The sequence below is a fragment of the Clostridium sp. CMCC3677 genome (assembly GCF_023845585.1).
Taxonomy (GTDB): Bacteria; Bacillota; Clostridia; order Clostridiales; family Clostridiaceae; genus Clostridium; species Clostridium aquiflavi.
Genome location: NZ_JAMQHS010000001.1, coordinates 389,995 through 415,420, shown reverse-complemented (window position 1 = coordinate 415,420; position 25,426 = coordinate 389,995). Strand labels below are relative to the sequence as shown.

Annotated in this window: 22 protein-coding genes and 1 other annotated feature; of the genes, 3 read left to right on the top strand and 19 right to left on the bottom strand. The window is 27.1% G+C overall.

The genetic code is table 11. From position 1 onward, the window contains the following. Positions 1–202: 202 nt before the first annotated feature. From nth to NG901_RS01635, 6 genes are all read right to left on the bottom strand, one after another. Complete coding sequence (gene nth / locus NG901_RS01660) at positions 203–829, bottom strand: endonuclease III (protein ID WP_252211932.1); 627 nt, start codon at positions 827–829, stop codon at positions 203–205. An 18-nt stretch (positions 830–847) separates the two neighbouring features. Then, a complete protein-coding gene (locus tag NG901_RS01655; protein ID WP_252211931.1) occupies positions 848–1,552 on the bottom strand; it encodes a lysophospholipid acyltransferase family protein in 705 nt (234 codons plus the stop codon). 44 nt (positions 1,553–1,596) lie between these two features. After that, on the bottom strand, positions 1,597–2,598 hold the full coding sequence (gene queG / locus NG901_RS01650; protein WP_252211929.1) for a tRNA epoxyqueuosine(34) reductase QueG: 1,002 nt from the start codon (positions 2,596–2,598) through the stop codon (positions 1,597–1,599). Positions 2,599–2,609: 11 nt separating this feature from the next. Continuing rightward, entirely contained in the window at positions 2,610–3,194 is a 585-nt protein-coding gene (gene epsC, locus NG901_RS01645; RefSeq protein ID WP_252211928.1) for a serine O-acetyltransferase EpsC, read from the bottom strand. A 140-nt stretch (positions 3,195–3,334) separates the two neighbouring features. Further along, complete coding sequence (gene cysK / locus NG901_RS01640; protein WP_252211926.1) at positions 3,335–4,246, bottom strand: cysteine synthase A; 912 nt, start codon at positions 4,244–4,246, stop codon at positions 3,335–3,337. Between the two features lie 241 nt (positions 4,247–4,487). Next, positions 4,488–4,749, bottom strand: a binding site (T-box leader). Between the two features lie 79 nt (positions 4,750–4,828). After that, the gene (locus NG901_RS01635; protein ID WP_252211925.1) at positions 4,829–6,079 is read right to left on the bottom strand and encodes a magnesium transporter MgtE N-terminal domain-containing protein; all 1,251 of its coding nucleotides are present in this window, start codon (positions 6,077–6,079) and stop codon (positions 4,829–4,831) included. A gap of 614 nt (positions 6,080–6,693) precedes the next feature. Here NG901_RS01635 and NG901_RS01630 point away from each other — a divergent pair. Further along, entirely contained in the window at positions 6,694–8,727 is a 2,034-nt protein-coding gene (locus tag NG901_RS01630) for a YgiQ family radical SAM protein (protein ID WP_252211924.1), read from the top strand. A 64-nt stretch (positions 8,728–8,791) separates the two neighbouring features. Here NG901_RS01630 and NG901_RS01625 read toward each other — a convergent pair whose 3' ends face one another. Together NG901_RS01625 and NG901_RS01620 are read right to left on the bottom strand one after the other, a co-directional pair. After that, a complete protein-coding gene (locus NG901_RS01625; RefSeq protein WP_252211922.1) occupies positions 8,792–9,448 on the bottom strand; it encodes a hypothetical protein in 657 nt (218 codons plus the stop codon). A gap of 87 nt (positions 9,449–9,535) precedes the next feature. Next, positions 9,536–10,414 (bottom strand): YegS/Rv2252/BmrU family lipid kinase, encoded by an 879-nt coding sequence (locus NG901_RS01620; RefSeq protein ID WP_252211921.1) that lies wholly within the window; start codon positions 10,412–10,414, stop codon positions 9,536–9,538. A 219-nt stretch (positions 10,415–10,633) separates the two neighbouring features. Between NG901_RS01620 and pssA the strand changes: the two genes are divergently transcribed. Further along, positions 10,634–11,155, top strand: a complete 522-nt coding sequence (pssA, locus tag NG901_RS01615; RefSeq protein ID WP_252211919.1) for a CDP-diacylglycerol--serine O-phosphatidyltransferase — start codon at positions 10,634–10,636, stop codon at positions 11,153–11,155. A gap of 177 nt (positions 11,156–11,332) precedes the next feature. Here pssA and NG901_RS01610 read toward each other — a convergent pair whose 3' ends face one another. From NG901_RS01610 to NG901_RS01570, 9 genes are all read right to left on the bottom strand, one after another. After that, the gene (locus NG901_RS01610) at positions 11,333–11,698 is read right to left on the bottom strand and encodes a hypothetical protein (protein ID WP_252211917.1); all 366 of its coding nucleotides are present in this window, start codon (positions 11,696–11,698) and stop codon (positions 11,333–11,335) included. A 303-nt stretch (positions 11,699–12,001) separates the two neighbouring features. Then, positions 12,002–12,406, bottom strand: coding sequence for a hypothetical protein (locus tag NG901_RS01605; RefSeq protein ID WP_252211915.1), 405 nt, complete (start codon positions 12,404–12,406; stop codon positions 12,002–12,004). A gap of 14 nt (positions 12,407–12,420) precedes the next feature. After that, positions 12,421–12,966, bottom strand: a complete 546-nt coding sequence (locus tag NG901_RS01600) for a rubrerythrin family protein (protein WP_252211913.1) — start codon at positions 12,964–12,966, stop codon at positions 12,421–12,423. 202 nt (positions 12,967–13,168) lie between these two features. Further along, entirely contained in the window at positions 13,169–14,539 is a 1,371-nt protein-coding gene (locus tag NG901_RS01595) for a SpoVR family protein (protein WP_252211912.1), read from the bottom strand. A gap of 4 nt (positions 14,540–14,543) precedes the next feature. Next, positions 14,544–15,719 carry a YeaH/YhbH family protein gene (locus tag NG901_RS01590; protein ID WP_252211910.1) on the bottom strand — a complete coding sequence of 392 codons (1,176 nt, stop codon included), beginning with the start codon at positions 15,717–15,719 and terminating at the stop codon, positions 14,544–14,546. Between the two features lie 8 nt (positions 15,720–15,727). Then, positions 15,728–17,650: a PrkA family serine protein kinase gene (locus NG901_RS01585; protein ID WP_252211908.1), complete on the bottom strand. Its 1,923-nt coding sequence runs from the start codon at positions 17,648–17,650 to the stop codon at positions 15,728–15,730. A gap of 161 nt (positions 17,651–17,811) precedes the next feature. Further along, positions 17,812–19,065, bottom strand: coding sequence for a 2,3-bisphosphoglycerate-independent phosphoglycerate mutase (apgM, locus tag NG901_RS01580; protein WP_252211907.1), 1,254 nt, complete (start codon positions 19,063–19,065; stop codon positions 17,812–17,814). A gap of 21 nt (positions 19,066–19,086) precedes the next feature. Further along, the gene (locus tag NG901_RS01575; RefSeq protein ID WP_252211905.1) at positions 19,087–19,848 is read right to left on the bottom strand and encodes a hypothetical protein; all 762 of its coding nucleotides are present in this window, start codon (positions 19,846–19,848) and stop codon (positions 19,087–19,089) included. Between the two features lie 13 nt (positions 19,849–19,861). After that, entirely contained in the window at positions 19,862–21,337 is a 1,476-nt protein-coding gene (locus NG901_RS01570) for an SLC13 family permease (protein ID WP_224656120.1), read from the bottom strand. 201 nt (positions 21,338–21,538) lie between these two features. Between NG901_RS01570 and NG901_RS01565 the strand changes: the two genes are divergently transcribed. Further along, positions 21,539–22,426: a LysR family transcriptional regulator gene (locus tag NG901_RS01565; protein WP_252211904.1), complete on the top strand. Its 888-nt coding sequence runs from the start codon at positions 21,539–21,541 to the stop codon at positions 22,424–22,426. Between the two features lie 187 nt (positions 22,427–22,613). Here the strand turns inward: NG901_RS01565 and recQ are convergent, their stop codons facing one another. Beyond that, on the bottom strand, positions 22,614–24,377 hold the full coding sequence (gene recQ / locus NG901_RS01560; protein ID WP_252211903.1) for a DNA helicase RecQ: 1,764 nt from the start codon (positions 24,375–24,377) through the stop codon (positions 22,614–22,616). 372 nt (positions 24,378–24,749) lie between these two features. Then, a complete protein-coding gene (locus NG901_RS01555; protein WP_252211901.1) occupies positions 24,750–25,412 on the bottom strand; it encodes a hypothetical protein in 663 nt (220 codons plus the stop codon). Between the last annotated feature and the right edge of the window lie 14 nt (positions 25,413–25,426).

Sequence of the window (25,426 nt, the reverse complement as noted above, 5' to 3'; positions counted from 1 at the left end):
TATCTTAGTTCAATAATTATTTTATATTAATCATATTCTATTAATTTTAATATATCTTATAATTATATATTAATAAATTTTTTGCCAAAATTAAAGAACCACTAATAATAACCTTTAAATTACTAGTGGTTCTAAATATGTTTTATTTAATTACTCAGTCCACCTTACTTATGCATACATAAAAACTTTGCTAAAACAGAGATTATTTAATATTATCATATTTACATATATTATTTAATGGACATTCCTTGCATTTAGGATTCCTAGATGTGCAACATCTTCTTCCATGAAATATTAGCAAATGATGAGTTAAAGACCACTCACTTTTAGGTAACTCTTTTTGTAACTGCATTTCAACTTCTAATACATTTTCAGAACTTGCAAGCCCTAATCTATTTGACACTCTAAAAACATGCGTATCTACAGCTATTGACGGCACTTTAAAAGCATTTGATAAAACTACATTTGCAGTCTTTCTACCTGCTCCTGCAAGCGAAGTTATCCCTTCCATGGTTCTTGGAACTTCCCCATTAAAATTTTCTTTTAATTGTCTAAACATAAGTATTAAATTTTTAGACTTGTTACGATATAACCCTATTTGTCTTATTCTTTGCTCCAACTCTTCATTTGTTATATTTAAAAAAGAGTCTAAGTCAGGATAATCTTTAAATAAAGTTTGTGTAACTTCATTAACCTTTTTATCAGTAGTTTGTGCTGATAAAATTGTAGCTACTAACAACTGAAAAGGTGTTTCATAATTTAATTCACATTTAGCATCTGGGTAAGTTTCTTTTAGAATATCTAAAATCTTTTGTGTCCTTACTTTCATATTATTTATAATCTCCTCTTATTTATAAACTCCCCTGTATTCTTCAGGTAATAAGTTTGCTATACTCTTCATTAATATATGGAGACATCTATCATCATATTCATGTTTATCTTCATTTTCATTTTTCTTTGGAAGTTCTATTTTTTGTCCTATATTTATATTAACATCTGCATTTCGCCAGTTTTCTCCACCCATGTCACCACTTTCACTTATTGGAAGAAGCTTTTCTGTTCCACACATCCCAATAGGAATTATTTCTGCTTTTGACATTCTTGCCATTAATAATATTCCTTTTTTACCTTCAATCATAGCACCAGTTCTACTTCTAGTTCCTTCTGGAAAAATTAAAATATCATTCCCAGCTCTAAGAGTCTTAACAATTCTTGTTATAGCATCTTTGTCTGGTGAATTAGGCTTTATAGGAATATTTTTTATAACCTTTGTTCCTATTCTAGTTATAAGATCATCACTTAACTTAGCACCTGCAATAAAATATGGATCACTTTTTTGTCTTAATATTCGATCTAACACTAATCCATCTGCATTACTTAAATGATTACATATAAAAATTCTAGGTTTTTTAACTTTATCTATATTTTCAATTCCTTTTAAGGTTATGTTTGCATATTTTTTTATATAATTCGCAATTTTCATTTTACCAAAATTCACAAGAAAACTTTCTGGTAACATTTCTAATATTTTTACTATAGTTGGTGATAGCATATTTCTCACTCCCGCTCTAATCTCTATATCTCTTTATATAATAATTATATTCTAGTTTTTTGGAAAAGTCTATTTATATACTCATTTAAATATGGTGATTCAAACTTTTGATTTTGGTTTAAATTATTATTTTTTAAATACATTTTACTTCTGATCAAGGCATTTCTTTTTAAGATATTTTTTCCTCTCCATCCACAAGATGTATTCTTAAAACTCTCTTTAAACTGTCCATTTTCCATATTAATAATAAACTCCTCATTATCCTTAACCATAAAATCAAATGGTAAAAATTCAGGTATTCTAGACAATTCTTTTTCTATATTATAAGGACATACCAATTGACATGTATCACAACCAAACATTCTTCCTTGTAATTTTTCTATTTCCCAATCAGCTAAATCTTTTTTTTGAGTAATATAAGATAAACATATGTTACAATTTTTTTTGTTAGAATTAATGGCTTTCGTTGGACATGCTGCGTAGCACTCTTCACATTTACCACATTCTTTAAATAAATTCATCTCTTCAAATGTACCTTTATCCTCATCATAAATCTCTAAATCAGTTATTATCTCACCTAAAAAAATATATGACCCATATTTCTTATTTATAAGTAAATTATTTTTCCCAACAAATCCAACTCCACCCAAATAAGCTATATATCTTTCAGGTAACGAATTGCTATCAACAAAACTTTTAGCAATGCCCCCATTAGATTCTATTATTTCACAAATAATTTTTAAGTATTTATTTACTACATAGTGATAATCCTTCCCCTTTGTGTATACAGAAAAACCATTATTATTATTTGACTCAGAAGTCAAATAAGGGAAAGCTATAGAAATTATAGTTTTCCCCTCTTCTAAATATTGAATTGGATTTATTCTTTTATCTATATCATCCTCTTCAAATTCATTTTGTAAATTTAAGTCTTTTCTATTTTTATAAAAGTTCTTTAGTTCATCAAATTTCCTACACTTTATAAAACCTATTGAATCTATACCTAAAGAAGAACAGGTTTTAATTATTTGATCTTTTACTCCCATCGTATATTCCTCTAAATTATCATTTCGTTATAAATTTTTTTCTTTCTTCCTTTTAAATCTTCTATTTCAATTATAGAAGCCTTAGTTCTAATAATATTTCTAGCAGAAACTCCTACTGTTGTTGCCCCCTGTGGAACATCATGCAATACAACGGCATTAGAACCTATTTTAGCATTGTCTCCAATATTAATTGGCCCCAAAACTTTTGCTCCTGCCCCTATAAGAACATTATTTCCTACTGTTGGATGTCTCTTACCTTTATCTTTACCAGTTCCACCAAGAGTTACTCCATGATATAAAATAACATCATTACCAATTTCAGCAGTTTCTCCAATTACAACTCCCATTCCATGATCTATAAATAGCCCTTTTCCTATAGTTGCGCCTGGGTGAATTTCTATTCCAGTAAGAAATCGTGCTAATTGAGAAATAAATCTAGCTAAAAAGAAAAACTTGTGCTTATATAAAAAATGTGAAACTCTATAAGATATAAGAGCATGAATACATGGATATAAAAGTAATACTTCTACCTTACTTTTAGCAGCCGGATCATTTATTAAAACCCTTTCCAAATCATAATTTAAATTTTTAAACACAATTCCATTCTCCTTCTTCAATAAAATTCAATAGAATTTAAATTTAGTTTATATTCTAATATAGTTTTGATATATGCAATAGGTAAAACTCAATTACTCAGTCCAGCTTTTCTTATGCATATATCAAAAGATAATCTAAATTAATCGTATATACCCATTGATATATATTTTTCTCCTCCATCTGGTGCAATGGCTAATACTTTCTTTCCTTTTCCTAGTTTTTGAGCTATTTCAATAGCTCCGTATATAGCAGCTCCAGCTGATATTCCTACTAAAACACCTTCTGTTTGTGCAACATTCTTAGCAACTTTTAACGCATCCTCATCTTTTACTTTTAAGATTTCATCTATATATTTTTCATCATATATTCCAGGTATAAATCCTGCTCCTATACCCTGTATTTTGTGAGCTCCTGGTTTTCCTCCACTTAATACTGGTGATGAAAATGGCTCTACTGCCACTGCTTTGATTTGCGGATTTTTAATTTTTAAGCTTTTTGATATTCCAACTAATGTTCCCCCAGTTCCAACACCAGCAACAATTGCATCTAAATCCGGTATATCTTTATAAATTTCTTCTGCTGTTGTTTCATAGTGTTTTTCTGGATTAGCTATATTCTCAAATTGTTGAGGAATAAAATACTCATCTCCAACACCAATTTCTAGTGCTTTTTCAATAGCACCTTTCATACCTTTACTTCCATCTGTTAATATTAATTCTGCCCCATATGCCTTAATTAAATCTCTTCTTTCCTTACTCATTGTTTCAGGCATAACTATTATAACTTTATATCCCTTTAATTTTCCTATTAAAGCAAGCGCTATACCTGTATTTCCGCTTGTAGGTTCAACTATTGTTGAGCCTTTTTTTAATAGTCCTTCCTTTTCAGCTTTTTCTATCATACCAAGTGCTGCTCTATCTTTAACACTTCCACCTGGATTAAATTTTTCTAGTTTAACATAAACCTCTGCCATGTTATCATCATTAACTAAATTGTTTAATTTTAAAATTGGTGTTTTTCCTATTAATTCTAGTATTCCATTATAAATCATCTTTTTTCCTCCTTAATACTTATCTTTTAAAATTTATATACTTCTTAAAAAACGTGCTATGTCACACTTTGTTAGTTAAATTAGTGAAAAATTAAGAGTTATGAGTTATTGGTTGAAAGTACTTAGCTCTCCATTTTATCCTCTCAATTCTTAACTAATATTTTATTATAACCTTTAAGTTTGATTTTTAACATTTACAAATATTTTATATAAAATAAAAAAACTTCGTCTTCTATAAAAATATAGAGACGAAGTTGTATCCGCGGTTCCACTCTAATTGAATTAAATTAAAAATTTAATTCCTCTTCAAATTTAGCACAAATTTATGCATCATCACTATAACGGGTGATCCCGAAAAATCTTACTATAAACATTTAAATGCTTAATTCAGATTTCAACTCCAAAGTGCACTTCACATAAATTCTTGATAAAAAAATTTCAGCTAATTCTTTTTCTCTCTGTAAACTTTCCTTTATGCTACTTTACTTTTTCACAGTTTTTAATTCTGAGTAAATTGATATGCTTTTATAATTTCATTATATGTTATTTCAAAAAAAAGTCAATATAATTTTTGAAATTTATTTAATTTTTCTTTTTCCAGAAAGGAAATAAAAATTCATCTATCAAATCATGGATTATTACTATTCCCGCCAGTCTATCTTCATCATCAACTACTGGTACAGTAACTAAATCATATTTAGCTGCTACTTCTATTACTTCATTTATTTCATCATCATGTTTTACACGAGAAACAGTTTCATCCATTATATCTTTTATTTTTTTACTGCTATCATTTATTATTAAATCTCTTAAAGAAATCATTCCTTCAATCTTGTCTTCTTCATTTGTTATATATATATAATACATAACTTCTTCATCAGGCTGCATTTCTTTAAGTATATCTAATGCATCAGAAATTGTTATATCTAAGTTTAATGATATAAATTCTTTACTCATAATACTACCAACAGTTTCATCTTCATATTCTAGTAATTCTTTAACTTCTTTTGCATCTTCTTTTTCTAAATTTATTAATATTTTTTCTCTTTCTTCTTCATCTAAATCATCTAATAAATCAGCAATTTCATCATTAGCCATATTTTCTAACAACTCAGCAGCTTTAGTTTCTGATAAATCCTTAATTATACTCCCCTTATATTCAGGGTCTATTTCTTCTAATGTATCTGCTGCTAAATCCTCATCTAATGATTCAAATATTTGTTTTCTAGATCTTGCATCTAAATCTTCTAATATATCTGCAAGGTCAGCTGGATGAAGTGTAGATAATTTTTGATATGGTAATACTAATTTTAAATTATTATCAACCATTTCCAATGATTCAACATCTTCCCACATTAAAACTTTATCTTCATAATCTTTACCTAAGACTTTATATACACATTTAGCAAGTCCTGCAATATTCAATCTTCTATATCTTGCTAGAGGTCCTGTTTCAACTGCCACAACTCTATATTCTCCTGCTATTTCAGCAATTCTCAAATCATTAACTCGTACTACTTGTTTGCCATTTATATCTACTATTTTTTTATCCAACAAATTTTTTGAAAGAAGATAAGTATAAGTCATTGGAAGTATTTCTTTGCTTCCTCTTGTTTTTATTTTTACATTTCCATTATCATCTAAAAATTCTATATATCTAAATTCATAATGAAATGTGATGCCATCTTTCCTAAGTTTATAGCCTATAACTCTTGGATATCCCTCTTCAGTTGTTACATAAACATCTCTTAGCTCTCCAAGAACGTCCCCAAATTCATCGTAAATATTTTTAGATAAAATATTTGTATATAAAAATACTGATAATTTCTTCATGAAAGATTCCTCCTCTATGTTTTCAGGAAGAACTTTCATTACATTTAAATAGATGAATAGCTCTTCCTAAATATATTAAGTTGTAATTTAAAATCATTAATAATCTGAGGTCCAGCCTCCATCTTTTACACCACCTTATAATCTATAATCTAATTTTTAAACTAAATTTACAAATAGTCCTATTATTATAATTAATGTACACCTAATAAATAAGCATGCTCATTTATCTCATACTACTGCAATTAAGAAATTTTTAAACTACTAATTTATGAGATAAATATAAAAATTTAAATTACGTCATTATCTTTGTTTATTTCTACTAATTATTATATTACATAGACGCAAAAAGGCAACAAATTTTTTCTGCCAAAGCCCCTTGTATTATAATGTTACTGTTATTTTGAAATGTATAGTTATTATTTATTTAAAACTTGCGACTATTTTACTAAAATAATAATTATTGTTATTTGTAAAGTAATCTTGCGTATGTTAATATAAACTGAGTTATTATTCATAGGTTAAATGTGTCTTAACCCTTGATAAATGCTTGTTAAATGCTATATACCTTAGTAATATAAATTTAAATTAATATATGAATTGGAGTTAATTAATATATGAAACTTTGTAAAGAATTTTTACCTATATGTAAAGAAGATTTAATAAAAAGAAATATTGATCAATTAGATTTTATAATTGTAACTGGAGATGCCTATGTTGATCATCCATCTTTTGGTACTGCTATAATTGGAAGAACCCTTGAATCAGAAGGATTTACCGTTGGAATTATTGCACAACCTAACTGGAATGATTGTGAAGATTTCAAAAAATTAGGGCGTCCTAAATATGGATTTTTAGTTAATTCAGGTAATATAGATTCTATGGTTAACCATTATACTGCTGCCAAAAGACATAGAAGCGAAGATTTATATTCTCCAGGTGGTAAATCAGGACATAGACCTGATAGAGCTGTAATTGTTTATTGCAATAGAATAAGAGAAGCTTTTAAAGATGTAGCAATTGCAATTGGTGGAATAGAAGCAAGTCTTAGAAGATTTGCTCATTATGATTATTGGGATAATAAAATAAGAAGAAGTGTCCTTCTAGATTCTAAAGCAGATTTATTGATGTATGGTATGGGTGAAAAAACAGTAGTTCAAATTGCGGACTTATTAAGATATGGTGCAAATATAAAGAATATCACTAACGTTAGAGGTACATGTTACTTAACTAATGATATATCACATATTGAAAATCCAGTTATCGTTCCATCATATGAAGAAGTGGTAAATGATAAAAATGCTTATTCAGAAGCTTATAAATTAGAATATTATGAACAAGATTCAATTATTGGTAAAACAGTAATACAAAAATATGGTGATAGATATCTAGTTCAAAATCCACCTCAAGAAAACTTAACCCAAGAGGAAATGGATATTACATATAATTTACCTTATACAAGGACTTATCATCCAATATATGAAGCTGAAGGTGGAATACCTGCAATTCAAGAAGTTAAATTCTCAATTACAAGTCATAGAGGATGTTTTGGTTCATGCTCATTTTGCGCATTAACATTCCATCAAGGAAGAGTAATTCAAAATAGAAGCCAAAATTCTATAATTGATGAAGCAACATTATTAACTACTCTCCCTGATTTTAAAGGATACATTCATGATATTGGTGGTCCAACTGCTGATTTCAGACATAGAGCTTGTAAAAAACAAGAAGTACATGGAACATGTAAGACTAAGCAGTGTATGTTTCCAGCACCTTGTAAAAATTTAAAGATTGATCATACTGAATATCTTTCTTTATTAAAAAAAGTTAGAAAATTACCTGGTATAAAAAAAGTGTTTATTCGTTCAGGTATAAGATATGATTATTTAATTCATGATAAAAATGACTCTTTCTTCAAAGAATTATGTGAACATCATATAAGCGGTCAATTAAAAGTAGCCCCAGAACATGTTGTTCCAAAAGTATTAAATCAAATGGGAAAACCAACAAGAGAAGTATATGATAGATTTGTAGATAAATACTTTAATATAAATAAAAAATTAAATAAGAAACAATTCCTTGTACCTTATTTAATGTCTTCTCATCCTGGTTCTGATTTAAATGCAGCAATAGAACTAGCACAATATGTTAAAGAAATGGGATATACTCCAGAACAAGTACAAGATTTTTACCCTACTCCTGGAAGCTTGTCAACTACTATGTACTACACTGGATTTAACCCTCTTACTGGAGAAGAAGTTTATGTTCCTAGAACTCCTGAAGAAAAAGAAATGCAAAGAGCTTTAATTCAATTTGCTGTACCTAAAAATCATAAAAAGGTAAAAAAGGCCTTAATTGCAGCACACAGAGAAGATTTAATTGGTAATGATAAAGATTGTTTGATTGGTTTTACACCAGCTAAACTTGGATATCAAGGTAAAAATAATAGAAATAAATCATCTAATAATGATGGCGAAAAGAGTTCACATACAAATGGCACTAGAACTTCTAATAAGAATAATGCAAAATCTAATTCAAGTGCTAAAAGTATAACTCAAAGTTCTAAATCTAATTCAAAAGATAAAAATTTAGAAAATAGAAAAAAATCTAAAGGTAATTTTAAACCTAAAACTTCTACTAGAAGAAAATAATTTTAACTATATAAAAAGACTAATGTTTCTGTTTGTTTTGGAATCATTAGTCTTTTCTTATTTTTTATTGTATTTCTCTAATTTTTTTAAAACCATTCAGTACTAAACTCATAATTATAAGAAATATAAAATCTCCTATAACTGGATATGGGAAAACTCTTATTCCCCCTAAAATAATAATATCTTCAATCATTACAATTGAAATTGATAAAATTATAAGCCATATGCCCTTTTTATTTACAAAAGGTTTATCTAGTATAATTACATTAAAAATAAGTAGTATTCCTAATAATATTAATGAAAATAAGAATATTAATGTTTCTTTATCTATTTTTAAAATAAAACCATACAAAGTGTTTACTTGCACTGTTGATTTAGAAAAATAGATTATTAAGCCATAAACAACTGATATTATTACAGCAATAATATAGTTAGTGCTAAATTTTAAATTTTCAGATCTAAGATACACATATGTTATAGCTAAAATCATTAGAGGCACTGATATATGGTTTAAGAAAATTACAGATTTAAAATAGTATACAATTGTACTATTTTTAAGTATGCATAAAATAAATAATGTTATATGTCTTAATAAAAATAATGTAATTACAATAGTCACATATATTTTTATTTTCTTAGGTGAAACCTGTATATTCTTTTTTAAAAGTATCAGACATAAAAAAATTATAAGTAACAAAAATAAATAATATGCAAAATTCACAAATTACACTCCTATCTACATTCCTGTTACTTATATTTATTATATAATTACATATTTTATACCTATAACTACTTAATAATTACTTTACTAATCAATTCCTAAAACTTTAATTCCACTTTTAATACATTTAATATTTAATGGAAAATCTGGTCCTCGTTCTCCATCAATATCTGTAACTATATTTTCTTTAGATTCAATATATAAATCATCTGTTTTAAAGTATACTACTTTTTTAGAATCTAAATGCTCTCCTTTTAATACTTTAATAAATAATGGTATTAATTCAATAATTGGAATGGCTTTAAATATAATTACATCAAGCTTACCATCTGTCATGTCTGCTTCTGTAGCTAATCTAAAGTTACCAGCACTTTCTCCATTGAATACTAATAAAAGATACATTTCACCATCATAAGTACACTCTTTAGACGTTATATTGACTTTTAGTCTTCTAAAGTTAGGTAACTCTTCTATACCTTTTAAGTAGTACGCTAATTTACCTATAGTGTTCTTTAAGTTTACATCGGTCTTTTGAGAAACATCAGTAAAAAGTCCTGTACTTGCTACATTTATAAAATACTTATCATTTATTTTGCCAAGGTCAACTCCAACAGGTTTTGAATTTAATATTTTATTACAAGCATCTGTAATGTTATTTGGTATATTAATAAATTTACCAAAATCATTTGCAGTTCCTACTGGTAATATTCCTATTGGCAAATCTAGTTTCTTTTGTTTCATGGCATTTACAACTGAATCAACAGTACCATCGCCACCAGCTATTAATATATATTCGTAAGTATCATCTATGTCATCTAAGGCTTCATATAATGATTTTCCTTTTTGAATCCTATATGGAATTATTTGAAATTCCGCTTCTTCATGTAGTTTTATAACATTATCTAGTTCATTAACTATAATATTTTCTCCTGAGTACGGGTTATATATGAATTTAACCTTTTTCATAAATATAAATTCCCTCCAACCAAATTCGTTATACAGCTGATTATATCATTTTGTACTTTTAATGTCGATAATATATTATCTTTTATGTATTTTTATGGTATAAATTTCTTATTTTATAAATTAAGAAAATATTAATTAAATTACACCTTATATTTTAAGAACATGTATGCTATAATAATATTTCGTAAATGATTTTTAATAAATTCAGGAGTGATTTTTATGAGAAAAAGTTGTATTCCTAATATATTCACATTTATAAATCTATCTTGTGGTGTTCTTTCAATACTATCGGTTATGTATGATAGAATAGATCTTGCAAGTATTTTTATATTAATTGCCGGCTTAGTTGATAGATATGATGGTAGAGTCGCACGTTTTTTAAACGTATCTAGTGATTTAGGCAAAGAATTAGATTCTTTAGCTGATTTAGTTTCTTTTGGTGTAGCGCCATCTATACTAATATATATATTATTTGAATTTACAAATTTAGGACCAAAAGGATCTATTGGATTAATATTATTATTATTATTTCCAATATGTGGTGCATTTAGACTTGCCAGATATAATACATCTGACTTCGACGGAGTTTTTACCGGAATACCTATTACAATTGCAGGATGTCTTTTAGCGCTTTTTGCATTATTTAATTTAAAAGCTCAATCACCTATTTATATTGCAATTATACTTATGCTTACATTTTCATATTTAATGATAAGCAATTTTAGATTAAAAAAACTTTAAAATTTAAGGGTGTATTAAGAACTATTTCTTAATACACCCTTTTCTTTTATGTTGCTATATTTTAAATAAAGGCTATATTTTAAATGTCTGTTGATATATGCAATAGGCAAAGTGGCATTGTAATTGGACTTTGAGAATTCTAAATGAGTATTGTCACATTTACTGCTTGTCCTAATTTTATATTTCTTCGTACTCATCTTCATCTCTATTCTTATTATCTTTAAAATCCAACTCATTATCTATTTCTGTAAGTATAATATCCTTCTCTGATTTTACTGAAATATAATCACTTTTAATTTTACAATATTTTATATATCCACTTTCACACTTATCTAATGATACTATTAACTTATCAATCAACTCCCCTAATTCACTAATCCTGTCTAGTGCTTTTTTAACTTCACTTTTTTTGGCGATATTTACATTATATAATTCAGATGCTCCCCCTATAAGTAATCTATAAGAATCAACATAAGTTTTAAGCAATTGACTTAAAACAGTTATGTCTTGACTCTGTTCATTTATCAAATTTCTATATTTCATAAAATATTGACCTCACACAATATAATATTTTCAAATTAATATATTATATTAATTTTATTTTTAGTAAGTATTTTTTATGTCCTTGTTGTATAAACTCAATCCTAAAAGACTGTACTACATCTCTTAATTAAAAGCGGAGAGATACAAATTTATCATTATAATTTAAACTTTGCAAATTTGCTAAAATAGTATATTTTTGAAATTTCACTTTGAATTTTTACTAGCTCTCCACTTTTTCTTTATAATTTCCTATATAACATTAAATTTTATCATATTTTTAAATTTAAACTTTTATCATTTTTACTATTTCATCAATTGACTCTCTGAATATTCTTCATCTATTTCTTCCCATATTTTTTTATTTTTAATGTCTTTTAATCCTTCTTCGATAGAAATGCCTTCTTTTCTTTCTACTTCTTCTATGATTTCTTTTTGTGTAATTTTACATTCATCTGAAAAATCACATTTACTTGCTATAAATTCACTAAATTCCTCATCATTTATTACTTCATCAATTCCTTTTAATCCACGTTTACTTAAAAGTACTTCTTCTTTTTCTTCTTTAATTTCCTCTTCTATTACTTCGTTTATCTCTTCTTCAATTTCTTCACTTTTATCTGTTCTTAAATTTTCTATATCCAAATTATCTATTAAATCACTTACTGATTTAACAGGGATTAAAAAATCATTTGGAAATTTAAAATACATAATCAATTATCCCCCTATTTTTTCACATCTTTTTCACAGATTTTCTCAAAGTATGCTCTAGGATATTTACATAATGGACATACATTTGGAGCTTCATTTCCTTCGTAAATATATCCGCAATTTAAGCATTTCCAATAACATGTCTCTTCACATTTAAACAATATACCTAATTTAACTTTTTCAGCTAATTCTAAATATCTTTTTTCATGTGATTCTTCAACCTCTCTAAGTTCTTTATAAAAGTCAGCTATTTCTAAAAATCCTTCATCTCTAGCAGCCTCTTCAAATTCCTTATAAATATTTTTATTTTCATTTGCCTCTCCAATTGCAGCTGATACTAAATTTTCTTCTGTTGTTTTTACATTACATAAATATCTCTTAAAAACTTCTCTTGAATGAGCGTATTCATTTTCAGCTGTTTCATCAAATACTTTAGCAATCCATCTGAATCCCTCTAACGTTGCTTTTTCTGCATATAAGTTATAAGTACTTCTAGCCCTACATTCTCCTGCAAAAGTCTTATATAAATTTTTTTCTGTTTTACTCCCCTTTAAATTCATGCTTATCTCCTAAATATTATTTAGACATTAATTAAATTTCTAATGTCATACCTTATATTAAAATATTCATTTTGTTTCTTTTTGTTACAACATCATTATGTTAACTAAACTTATAACATTTATAATATCTTTTACAAATTTTAATTAAATATAAAAGTAAAAGGATATAAGAAAAAATCTCATATCCTTTTTGGGGAATAATTCAACTAATTGTAATTTCTTTATCCATATTACAAGTTATAATAACATCCTTTTTGTCAGAGTCTTTAGTTATTAACTTTACTTTTTTACCCCATAACTCTTGAATGTATTTTAACGTTTCCTTTGCATAGCTCAATTCTAATTCCCTTCCATCAAATACATGCTCTAAAGTTAGTGTATAATCCTTAGTATTAAAATCAATAACTCTAATATAGGGAATTCCACCTATACCACAAGTATAACTTAAATTGTCTCTAATTGCTTTCCATCCATCTTCATCAGAAACTTCTTCAATAACAATATCAAATGTTCTTTTATTATACTCAAATAAATTAAGTTCTTCACACAATTCTCTAGTCAAATATCTTCTCAAGAATGAGCTATCTCTTTCAATTTCTCTTACTTCAAATATTTTTTCTTTTCCATACTTTTTATCTAAATCTTTAAATATCTTAAATCCCACATAATAAGGATTTAATCCACCTACTATAGGAGCTATAACGTCATTATGCCTCTTTAAGAATTCAAAATGTAATCCTTCGGGTAAGTTTAACTCTTTTAATATATTATAATGAGTATAACTTGCCCAGCCCTCATTCATTATCTTAGTTTCAATTTGTGGAAGAAAGTATTCTGTTTCTCTTTTTACAATTCTCAAAATTGTTCTTTCCCATTCTTGTAAATCTCCGTACTTTATTATAAAATCCACTACATCATCTTCTGGCTCTATAGGAATTTTGTCTAAATCCGGAAATTTAATCTCCTCACCTTGATTTAATATTCCTCTATTATCTAATTTACTTTCATAATCTTTAATCATATTTTCTTTTATTTCTTCATCTGATAACTTTTTAACCCCAATAACTCTTCCAATCTGATACCTTATAGCATGAGCTGCATCTAATATTCTCTCAACTTTTTTATATCCAATACTTGGATTATTAATATATCTTCTTATAATATCAGCATCTAGTTTAAACATTTCAATGGCATATTTTGCATTAGTTCCTTCTTTAAATAACCTATTATTCTTAAAAAAATCATTATGTCCATATACGTGAGCCATAGTTAATATTTGAAGTAATAATGTATTTTCTTTCATTAAATATGCTAAACAAGGATCAGAATTAATTACCATTTCATAAGGAAGTCCTGTAAGATTTAATGAATACAACATTTTATTTTTTTCATAGGCTTTGCCATAGCTCCAATGAGGATATTTGGATGGCATCCCTACATACGATTCATAACCTAGCATCTCATTAAAGTCTATAAACTCGAATTCTTGACTATAAAAATCTAAGCCATATTCTATTACTTTTTTCTCTATTTTATCATTCCATTCTTCAATCTCCCTTAAAGTGTAGCTCATTTTACTAATCCTCCTTTAATTCCTGTTTAAGCATAGTCTTTAAAGCTTCCCATAAATCCTTTTTCTCTTTAATAACTACAGAAATAAAATTCTTTTCATTAATGTCTTTATTGAATTTATAGTACATAGTTTGAGTATAAGTTGATGGTAAAAGCTCTGCATATCCAAACATATTACTAATCTTACAAATTTCCTTTACTGATTCTATTGCTTTTATATTATCTTCAGACCAATTATCACCATCACTGGCATAAACAGGATATATATTCCATTCACTTGGAGGATATTTTTCATCTATTAATTTTATAGCCTCTACTATTCCACTAGATATATACGTACCTCCCGATTCAGATTTGTGGAAAAATTCATATTCACTTACTCTTTTAGCAACAGTAGTATGGTATATAAATTCAAATGCTATATTGTTATATTTTCTTTTTAAAAATCTAGATAATACAAAGAAATATGATCTTGCTAAATATTTCTTTGTTGAATCCATAGATCCTGAAGCATCCATAATAAATATCATAACTGCATTACTTGCTTTTTTAGGTTGCATTTTAACTTTATAATATCTAAGATCTTCTTCTCTAAACGGAAATCTTTCAGTTTCATAATCTCTGCCTTCTTCTATTAGGGCCCTTTTTTTACTTTGCTTTCTAGATATCTTAGCCATAACTGTTCTTTTTTTAGCAAGTCTTGGCCTTATTCCATGTCTTTGATATCCTTTTTTCTTCCCGCAGCTATCAGTTATTATTTCTGAATACTTCTTCTCATCTAAATTAGGTAAATTCAATTCATCCGATATATATTCCATAAGTTCATCAAGGGTAATTTCAGTTTCATAAACCTCATCACCCTCTTCATTGCCTGCACCCTTATTACCTTTTCCCATTGCTTTTTTAGAACCTGACTCTATTTTATCGCCACGTTTTTCCTCACCTGTTCCAGTAGCTACCCCTTTAGAATTTTTACCATATACAAATTGATATTCTTTAATACTTTTTATTGGTATTTTAAATTTTTTATTTTTACTTTGACCGACTATACTCTCTTCAGATAAGATATCGCCTAAATTTTCTTTAATTGATTTTTCAACTAATTGCCTATGTCTTCTTTTATCTTCTATTGCTCTATCGTGATCTACTTGTTTATCAGTTCTATCTCTAAAAATTGCCATATGCTAACTTAGTCCTTCCATAGGTTGTTAGCCGCATATTTTAATATTACATCACAACAATGAAGACAATAGCCATTTCGTTTCATTTCATCTACCATAGAATTATATTTCTCTGCTTGCTCTTCATTTCTAACTTTTGATTTTGTTATAATTCTAGACAAATCTTTAACTGAAGCTATAAGTTTCTTTTCTATTGCATCTTTAAGTGGTTCATATGAAGTATAATCAATCTTTCCACCATTTCTAACAACATAGAACATATATGAAGTGACATCACTTCTGAATCCTTTAGATGATGCATCATAAACTCCTATTTGCTCTTCGATACTTCTCATAAACTCTTCATCCGGATTAAGCTCTTCTCCAGTAGATACATCCTTAATTTTACTCTTATTTACAAAAGCCTCAGCATTATCTATATAATTATTAAATAAGCTTTCTGCTTGTTCTCTAAATGAAACTATAAATGCTTTTGTAATTTCTTTTTCTAAAACTTTATTATATTCTTTTCTTATAGTATCTTGAATAAATCCTAGATACATCTTCTTTTCATCAGCTGATATATCCATTTCCTTAACTGATCTTATTAAACTTTCCATTATGCTTAAAGGATTTATACAATCGTATTCTGAATCAGCAAGAGCATTATCTATAACCTTTATAATAAATCTAGTGCTAATTCCTTTCATACCTTCATACTGTCCAGCTTCTTCTCTTAACTCCAATATGTCGATTCTCTTAGTACTTCCCTTTTCTACAATCTCTTCACCATTATAAATCTTTAACTTAGTTATTGGATCAACTTTAGCTGATTGAGATAATCTTGATAAAATTGCAAACATAGCTGCTATCTCAATAGTATGAGGTGCTACATGAGCTTTGAAATTACTTCTATTTAAAATTTTCTTATATATTTTTACTTCCTCATCTAATTCTAAGCAATAAGGAACTTCTATTTTTACTATTCTATCTAAAATAGCTTCATTGGTATGATCTGATTTAAATTTACTCCATTCTGCTTCATTTGAATGTGCTAATATTACTCCATCAAAATAAAGCATTGAGCCTTTTCCTGGTGAAGGTATTGATTTTTCTTGTGTTGCAGTAATAATAGTGTGAAGATATTCAACATCATTTTTGAAAACTTCTATAAATTCTACCATACCTCTATTTCCAACGTTAAATGCTCCGTTTAAAGAGAATATTCTTGGATCATCCTCAGAATATAAATCCATTTTAGATATATCAATAGATCCATTTAAAATAGAAGTATCTTGATTATTAGGATCTACTGGTGGTACAACACCTATTCCTTTTCTAGATCTTACTGAAAAGTCTGTTGTTTCAATTGGGAATTCTTCATATTTTCCTTTAAACTCATGACTTAATCTATATTTACATATAGGACATAAGTCTCCTTCAATTTGAACTCCTAACATCTCTTCAAATTTAGGCCTTAAATGCTTAGGTATAAGATGCAATGGTTCTTCATGCATAGGGCATCCCTCTAATGCATATATAGGATCACAATCTTCAAGTGCATTTTTTATACTTTCAACCAATGAAGATTTACCAGCTCCAACTGGACCTACAAGATATAATACTTGCCTTACTTCTTCACCTTTCATAGCTGCTGATTTAAAATAGTTACATATTTTCATGATTACTTTATCAATACCATAAAATTCATCCTTAAAAAATCCATATCTTCTTATTACATCATTGCCATATATTTTTCTTATTCTAGGATTTTCATCCCCTTTTAGTTCCTCTACTCCTTGTTTTAAAATCATATCATAAACTCTTTTATGTGATAGTTTAGCAATATCAGGATCACCCTTTACCAATTCTAAATAATCTAAAAAAGTTCCTGAAAATTTATTTTTACCATTCTTTTCTCTATCTATTTGTATAAATTCTTTAAAGTCCATATCCCCGCCTCCTTTTTATTAAAATATATTCAACAAAAAGGTAACAGTATGACAAATTTTTGTAAATTCATTAATATACTTAATAAAAACAAAGAACTGTATACTGAATTTTTTCAAAAAATATCCAGATACAGTTCTCTTAAACTTATATTATTTAATTTTTATGCTCCTCTTTTCTTAGTAAATCCCATAAAATCCATTTGTAACATGAAAATATCAGATGCAGTAATATTATTTAAACAACCATTATTAAAGTATTTTTCTCCAGTTAACTTAACCTCATCTTTTCTAACATCTTCTCCCCATATTATAGTTGGAACCCCGTCTCCAGTATGATCTCTTGCTTCACATGGAGTTGAATGATCTGCTGTAAAACTCACATAACATTTCGTTTTATCTATATTGTCTAATACATATCCAACCATCTTGTCTATCTTCTCTATAACCTCAACCTTTTTCATAGGTAAATTATCATGACCTGCAAGATCTGTTGCCTTGACATGAACCACAACCCAATCATAACCTTTATTTATATATTCTATTGCCTTTTCAGCTTTTTTATCTATTCTCGTATCAAAATTCGCAGTAAAATCATCTTCAGTATATTTTTCCATTCCTGCTAAATTTGCAATACCATAAACTGTTTTATCTCCAGCTATACATACTGCCTTAATTCCAAACTTTTCTGTTATCTTAGACATGAATTTCTTTTGTCCAACACCTCTGGTCAAAATTGTATTTGCAGGTTTTTCTCCCTGTTCAATTCTTTTTAAATTAACTGTATGATTTTTTAATATTTTATTCGCTTTAATTGTAAACTCAAGAAGATTTTTTGCTGTTTTTTCACTTTTAATATCATTTTTATCTATTGCTGTTGGAATTACTAACTTCTCACCTTCACAAGCTGTTCCTGGATCTGTACAAATTATTTCTTTTCCCAAACCCTCTCCTCTTAATACAACAGCTACTCTATGATCAGTTAGTTCCTTAACTAAAACCTTTGTCCCATCTTCTAATAACATTCCATTTAATGACTTTGCTAATAAATCTGTATCTTTTCTAATACGTCCAGCTCTTCTATCAATAACAATATCATTCTCATCTATAGTTCCAAAGTTACCTCTAAAAGCAATATCTCCATCATTAATTTCTATACCAGCACTTACAGCTTCAAGTGGTCCCCTACCTGGATAGACTTTACTGCTATCATATCCAAATATCTCAAGATGACCTACATCAGTACCTACTCTTATACCTGGTGCTATTGGATGTACATTTCCACACATTCCTTCACTCACTAATCTATCTAAGTTAGGAGTATTAGCTTTTTCAAGTGGAGTTAATCCATTTAATTCTTTATTAGGTCTGTCACCCAAACCATCTGCTATTATTAATATGCCTTGTCTTTTCCTCACTTTATTCACCTACTTATTATATTATATATTCTTCATTTTTAAACTTTTGTTCTTTAATTTTTCTTCTTTAGCCTTTGTTAATAAATCCTTATTCTTAACCATAAACAATATTGAAATTATTATAGCCATTCCCCAAACTATATAATTAAAAGTTTTATTTTTGTTATATATATTAATTGCAAGTTTCATATCAGATCCACTTTTAATTTTTCCAAATGCATATTTACCAAAAATTTTTCCGTCTTTTTCAAAAACTTCATATTCTTTTTCTGGATCAAAGTTAACTATATTTAAAAGTTCATATCCAATAGGAGCTGCTAAATTAATTGTGTAATTTTCAATATTTAAAGGAGAATTATTTTTATCTTTAAATTCAATCATATTTATATTTTTAGGAAATGTACTTCCTATTTTAGCTCCCTTTTCTACATAAGTTTTTTCTTGTATAATTTCAAGATCAAATGTAACTTCTGTATTTTTTTCTTTGAAGTTTAATGAGTTATATTCTATATCTCCATTTTTTATAAGCTCAACATTTCCATTTTGTGTTCCATTTTCTATTGTAATTTTATTTATTTTGCTATCTTTATAAGATGGAAAATATATATTTCCATTTGAATCAGTTATAGCTTTTATACTTTCTTTTATATTTGCATTTTCTCCGTCTTTAGTAATTACATCTTCTATAGATACAAGCTTTGCATCTTTATCTGCTGCAAAAACTGGCACTGATGATGAAGTCACTAAAGTTAATACTAATACTATAGTTAGTAGTTTTTTCATATAAATTTCCCTCCTAAACTATTCCTAATACTTTAAACCAAGTAAATGAAGCACCCATTAAAATTGCCCATTTTACTAATAATACAAGTAATCCATAGATTAATTCTTGTAATACAGTAAAGTATCCTGTGTTGTAGTATATAAGATTAACCTTACTACTTGGCGGTAATGTAATCGTATCCGCAATAGTTAATGCTGCTGGTAATGCCAATGCTATTGGATTATAACCTGATGTTTTTGCTATTGCTATTATTGTTGGTATAAGTATTATTGTTCTTACTGTTTTTGATGTAAATACTAAATGACTAAAACTTGAAATAAACATTATTGTTGCAAATAAAGCATAAAAACTTAAATTTTCAATTCCCAAAGAAGTAAATATACTATTAAGCACCCATGATGCAACGCCAGTATCATTTAATGCAACTCCACCTGCATATGCTCCACATGCAAATATTAATAAGTTCCATGATATCTTGGCCTCTTTCCATTTTAATATTCCTATATAAGGCATAAAGAATAATGCTGCTGATAATATTGCAACCATAACTAAACTTAATCTAAATCCTAATATTTTAAGTTGTCCTTTATCTAGTGCCCACATAATAACTGTGAAAGCAAAAATAATAAGTGCCTTCTTTTCTGTTATTGACATTTTTCCAAGGCTTTTATATTGATCGTTCAGTTTTTTCATGTCTTCTACAGTTACTTTTTTATTATGAACTTTAAATAATGACTTACCTATAAAAAATGAAGCTATTAATGTAAGTATAGTTATTGGAGCTGATGCCATAAACCATTCACCCCATGAAATTTCATGACCTGAAAGATCTCTTATAAAGCTGACTGCAAGTATTTGTGATGATGTAGCTGTTAAAATAGCGGCAGTTGATAAGTTATTTGATTGAATTCCTTGTAATGCTAATAATCTACCAAAGTTATTTTTAGGATCATCTAAATTAACATGAAAAGCTTCTATTACTAGCATTACTATAGGGAACATCATCGCAGCACGAGCAGTTGTTGATGGAACAACAAAAGCTATTAGAAAATTTGTTGCCATAAGTAATGCTAATATATTATTAGTACTCTTTCCAAATTTAGTAATAAGAAATAATGCTAATCTTTTAGCAAGTCCACTCTTTTCCATACCAGATGCTATTATGAAGGCTGCAAAAGTTAACCAAATAACTTCATACCCTAAAACCCCCATAACTTGAGTCTCGTTCCAAGCACCAGTTAATGGTAAAAGAACTATAGTAAGTAGTGCTGTTACATAATTAGGTATACTATTTGTTATCCATAATGTTAATGCAAATAAGAATACCCCCATTGCCATCTTTCCTGAATAAGAAAGTCCGTTTGGTGTTGGCATTGTAAAAATTATTGCAAATAATATAAGTGCTATTGGTAAACCAAAAAATTGCATTCTTATCTCAAAAGGACTTTTTTGTTTTTTTATCTTTACTTCTTTTTCTGAATTGCTCAAAATACATTCTCCTCTCATTTTTGTATTAGTTTCCTCGAGAATTATTCTAACAGTAAATCAAGTTACATATCCAATTACAAATACTTATTAAAAATTTTCTTTTTACTTTTACTATAAGCATTTTTTATAGTTACTTGTTTATTAGATTATTAATGTGTAGTATAATTTTACTAAAATAAACATATATTAAGGGGTATTGAAATGAATATTCAAAATATAAAAACATTTCTTATTCTCTCTGAAAATAAAAACTTTACCAAAACTTCCGAAGAGTTATTCTGTACTCAAGCTGCTGTGTCCCTTAGAATAAAAAGCTTAGAATCATATTTTAATACAAAGCTATTTTCACGAGATAATAAAGATGTAAAATTAACTGAAGCTGGAAAAGAATTTTTACCATATGCTAGAAAAATATTAGAATCAACAAATGAGGCTAAACTCAAGATTTCACTATTAAATGATTTAAAAGAACAGAAAATAAACATTTCATGTTCTAGCACACCAGGAACTTATATACTTCCTGATATAATATATAAATTTAATTTAAAACATCCATACATCTCTATATTAAACGATGTCAAATACGCTAAAGATGCAATACAAAATATAAAAGATAATGTATGCTCAATTGGTTTAATAAGCCAACCTGAATTTTTTGATGATGATTTAATTTGTGAAGTTATTGGTGAAGACCCATTGGTGTTATTAGTAGGTAATAACCATCCTTTTACCCAAAAAAAATCTATAAGTATAAATGATTTAAAAAACAGTACTTTCCTAATATCAAATCCTAAAAGTTCAATAACTAAATATCTTGAAAGTATAGGTAATTTTAAATTCAATTCTGAAAAGATTTACACAATAGGTAATATTGAAGCTATTAAACAAGGAGTTATTTCAAACATTGGAGTATCAGCTTTATCTTACTACTCAGTCAAAAATGAACTTAATTATGGACTAATTAAATCTATTCCATTTAAAGAAAACATAAAAATTAGTAGAAAACTTTATCTTATAAAAAATAAAAATTATAAAAAATGTATAGCTGATGAAGTATTTATTGATTTTTTAAGGCATTCTTTGAAATAATTATAATAAGATTTTCTTATACACAAGTATTATTTTATTAACGGTAATGTTATTTTCTGCTAACTGCTAAACTCTCTCATAAATCATTAGTGTAACCAACATAATATTCTAAATAAAAACAAGTGAAGTCTATACTAATTTAGTTTAGTTAAACTTCACTTTCCTTTAAATACATCGTGATATTTGTTTAAAACAAAGCGATTATTTTTAATATTTCTTCCCCATAATCATTTATTTTCTTTTCACCAATACCTCTAATATCTAATAATTTTTCTGCATTATCAGGTTTACTATTACATATATCAATTAAAGTTGTATCTGAAAAAATTATGTATGGTTTTTTATTTTCTTTAAACGCTTTTTCTTTTCTCCATTTTTTCAATGCTTCAAATAATTCTATATTTAAAATGCTTTCTTCTTTATCTAAAATTTTAAATATAACTTTTTCTTTGTTTTTTAAGACTTTATATGAACGTTGATTAAGTTTTAACATTGAATATGTTCCTTCTTTTAAATCTACATATCCTTGCTTTAATAAGCTATTAATCAAATCTTTAATTAATGAACTACCATATTCTCTCATTATTCCATAAGTTGTTACTTTATCCAAATTATTTTGTATTATCTTAGGGCCTTTAAACCCTTTTAATATATCTATAAGTACTGATATTCCATATTTTTCTCTTGTTCTAAAAACAGTTGATAAAACCATTTGACTTTCCTTTGTAAAATCTTTTAGCTCATCATCATTTAAGCAATTACTGCAATTATTGCAGTAATTTAATTTTCCATAATTTCCAAAATAATTTAATATATATTTTCTATAACATTCTTTTAAATTACAATAATCAATCATATATTGTAATTTTCTAAGATGAACTTCTCGTGTTTTAAAAGATGAACTCTTATTTATTATATATTCGACTCTTCTTATATCACTTTCATAATAGAAAAGATAACAATCGCATTTTTCTCCATCTCTTCCCCCTCTTCCTATTTCCTGATAATAACATTCTATATTTTGAGGGATAGTAAAATGTACTATAAATCTTATATTTGACTTATCAATGCCCATTCCAAATGCATTAGTTGCAATCATTACATTAAATTTTTCAAATAAAAAACCTTCTTGAAAACTTTCTTTTTCTTCATCTTTAAGCCCACCGTGATATTTTCCGACACTATAGCCTAAATCATTTAAATAGTAATAAAGATTATCTACTTCTTTTTGTGAAGCACAATATACTATTCCTGATTGTTCTTCATGACTTCTTATAATATCTTTTAATTCTTCTAATTTATCAATTTCTTTTAAAACAGTTAATTTTAAATTTTCTCTATTAATATCACCTATGTATATATATGGTTTAAATAACCCTAAAAGATTTATTACATCATCTTTTACCTCTTTTGTTGCTGTTGCTGTAAAAGCAGAAATTATTGGTTTATTCTTTAAAAGTTTATAAAACTCTAAAATTTGCAAATAGCTTTTTCTAAAGTCATGACCCCATTGAGATACACAATGAGCTTCATCAATAGCTATTTGAGAAATATCTAAATCTTTTATCATATTTCTAAATATATTTGATTCCAATCTTTCAGGTGCAATATATATTATTTTATATTCATTTATGGAAGCTTCTAATAATATGTTTTTAATCTCCTCAATACTTTGAGTGCTGTTTATGTATGCTGCTTTTATACCACTTTCAACAAGATTATCAACTTGATCTTTCATTAGAGATATTAACGGTGAAATTACAAGAGTTATACCATTAAAAATTAAGGCTGGTATTTGATAACAAATTGATTTTCCTGCACCTGTAGGCATAAGGCAAAAGGTATCTCTACAATTAAGAATACTGTTTATTATTTCATATTGTCCTCTTCTTAAAGTGCTATATCCATAATACTTCTTTAATACATAAAAAACCTTTTCTCTATTATCCATAAATTCCTCCCCCTTAATAATTAATTTAAAGTGTCTCTAAATAAAGTATATATTATTTAATCCAAATAATAAGCCAATTGTTTCATTCCTTGAACTGCTTTACTATTTACAGACATTCTATATCTAATTAACCCCAAAATAGCTATTATAATTACAATCATTAATATTAATATTTTTTTTATTTTTAAATTTCATAATTTATTCTTCTTTCTTTTATATCTCATATTCTCATTATATAGTATATACCAGAGATAATAATTCTCAAACATATCTATTCACATTTTAATTTGATTAATAAATTTTCCCGCATAAAATTTACACTAAATAATAATAAAGCTATGACTAAAAAGTCATAGCTTTATTATTATTTTACTACTCTAATATAGAACCACAAAATTCACATTCACAAACTTTATCTGAAACTACTTTATTGTTAGCTCCACAATTTTTACATTTAACAGCTCTAATTTTAGGTTTCATATCTTCTGAATTATTATGAATTTCCCTATTAGTTTGTTGCATTGCTGTTTGTGGCAAAACTATTTTTCCTGTATTTAAATCTATATGTGCTCCTCCAAAAAAACCCTTATTAATCATTTCATTTAAATCATTAAATACCTGCTCAGAATTTGTAGAAAATGATGTTGCTATATTATTAATAGATGTTTCATTTTCATTTGCTACAATTGAAATATACTTTTTACACTTCTCTGCATTTAACTTCATTTTTTTAGCAGTGTGTATCATAAAAATAGAACCTCCAGCAAAAAAAATCATTGCAAAATATATTCCAGTAGCAATGGAACCATCTTCACGTTTAGCATTTCCTCCTAATATCATAGAGAGATAAATAAATGCAAAACAAATGAAAACCCAACCAATACCTCTTAAAATTTTACTATTTCTTAATGCTAATGTTTTATCTTCCGTTAATTTTTTATAAAGAAAATATATTCCAACTGGCCAAAATATAATTAATAGTAAAATTACAAGCCACCATGGAGTTGATTTCTTCTCATTAGAATTTGATAACATATTTTTCCTCACTC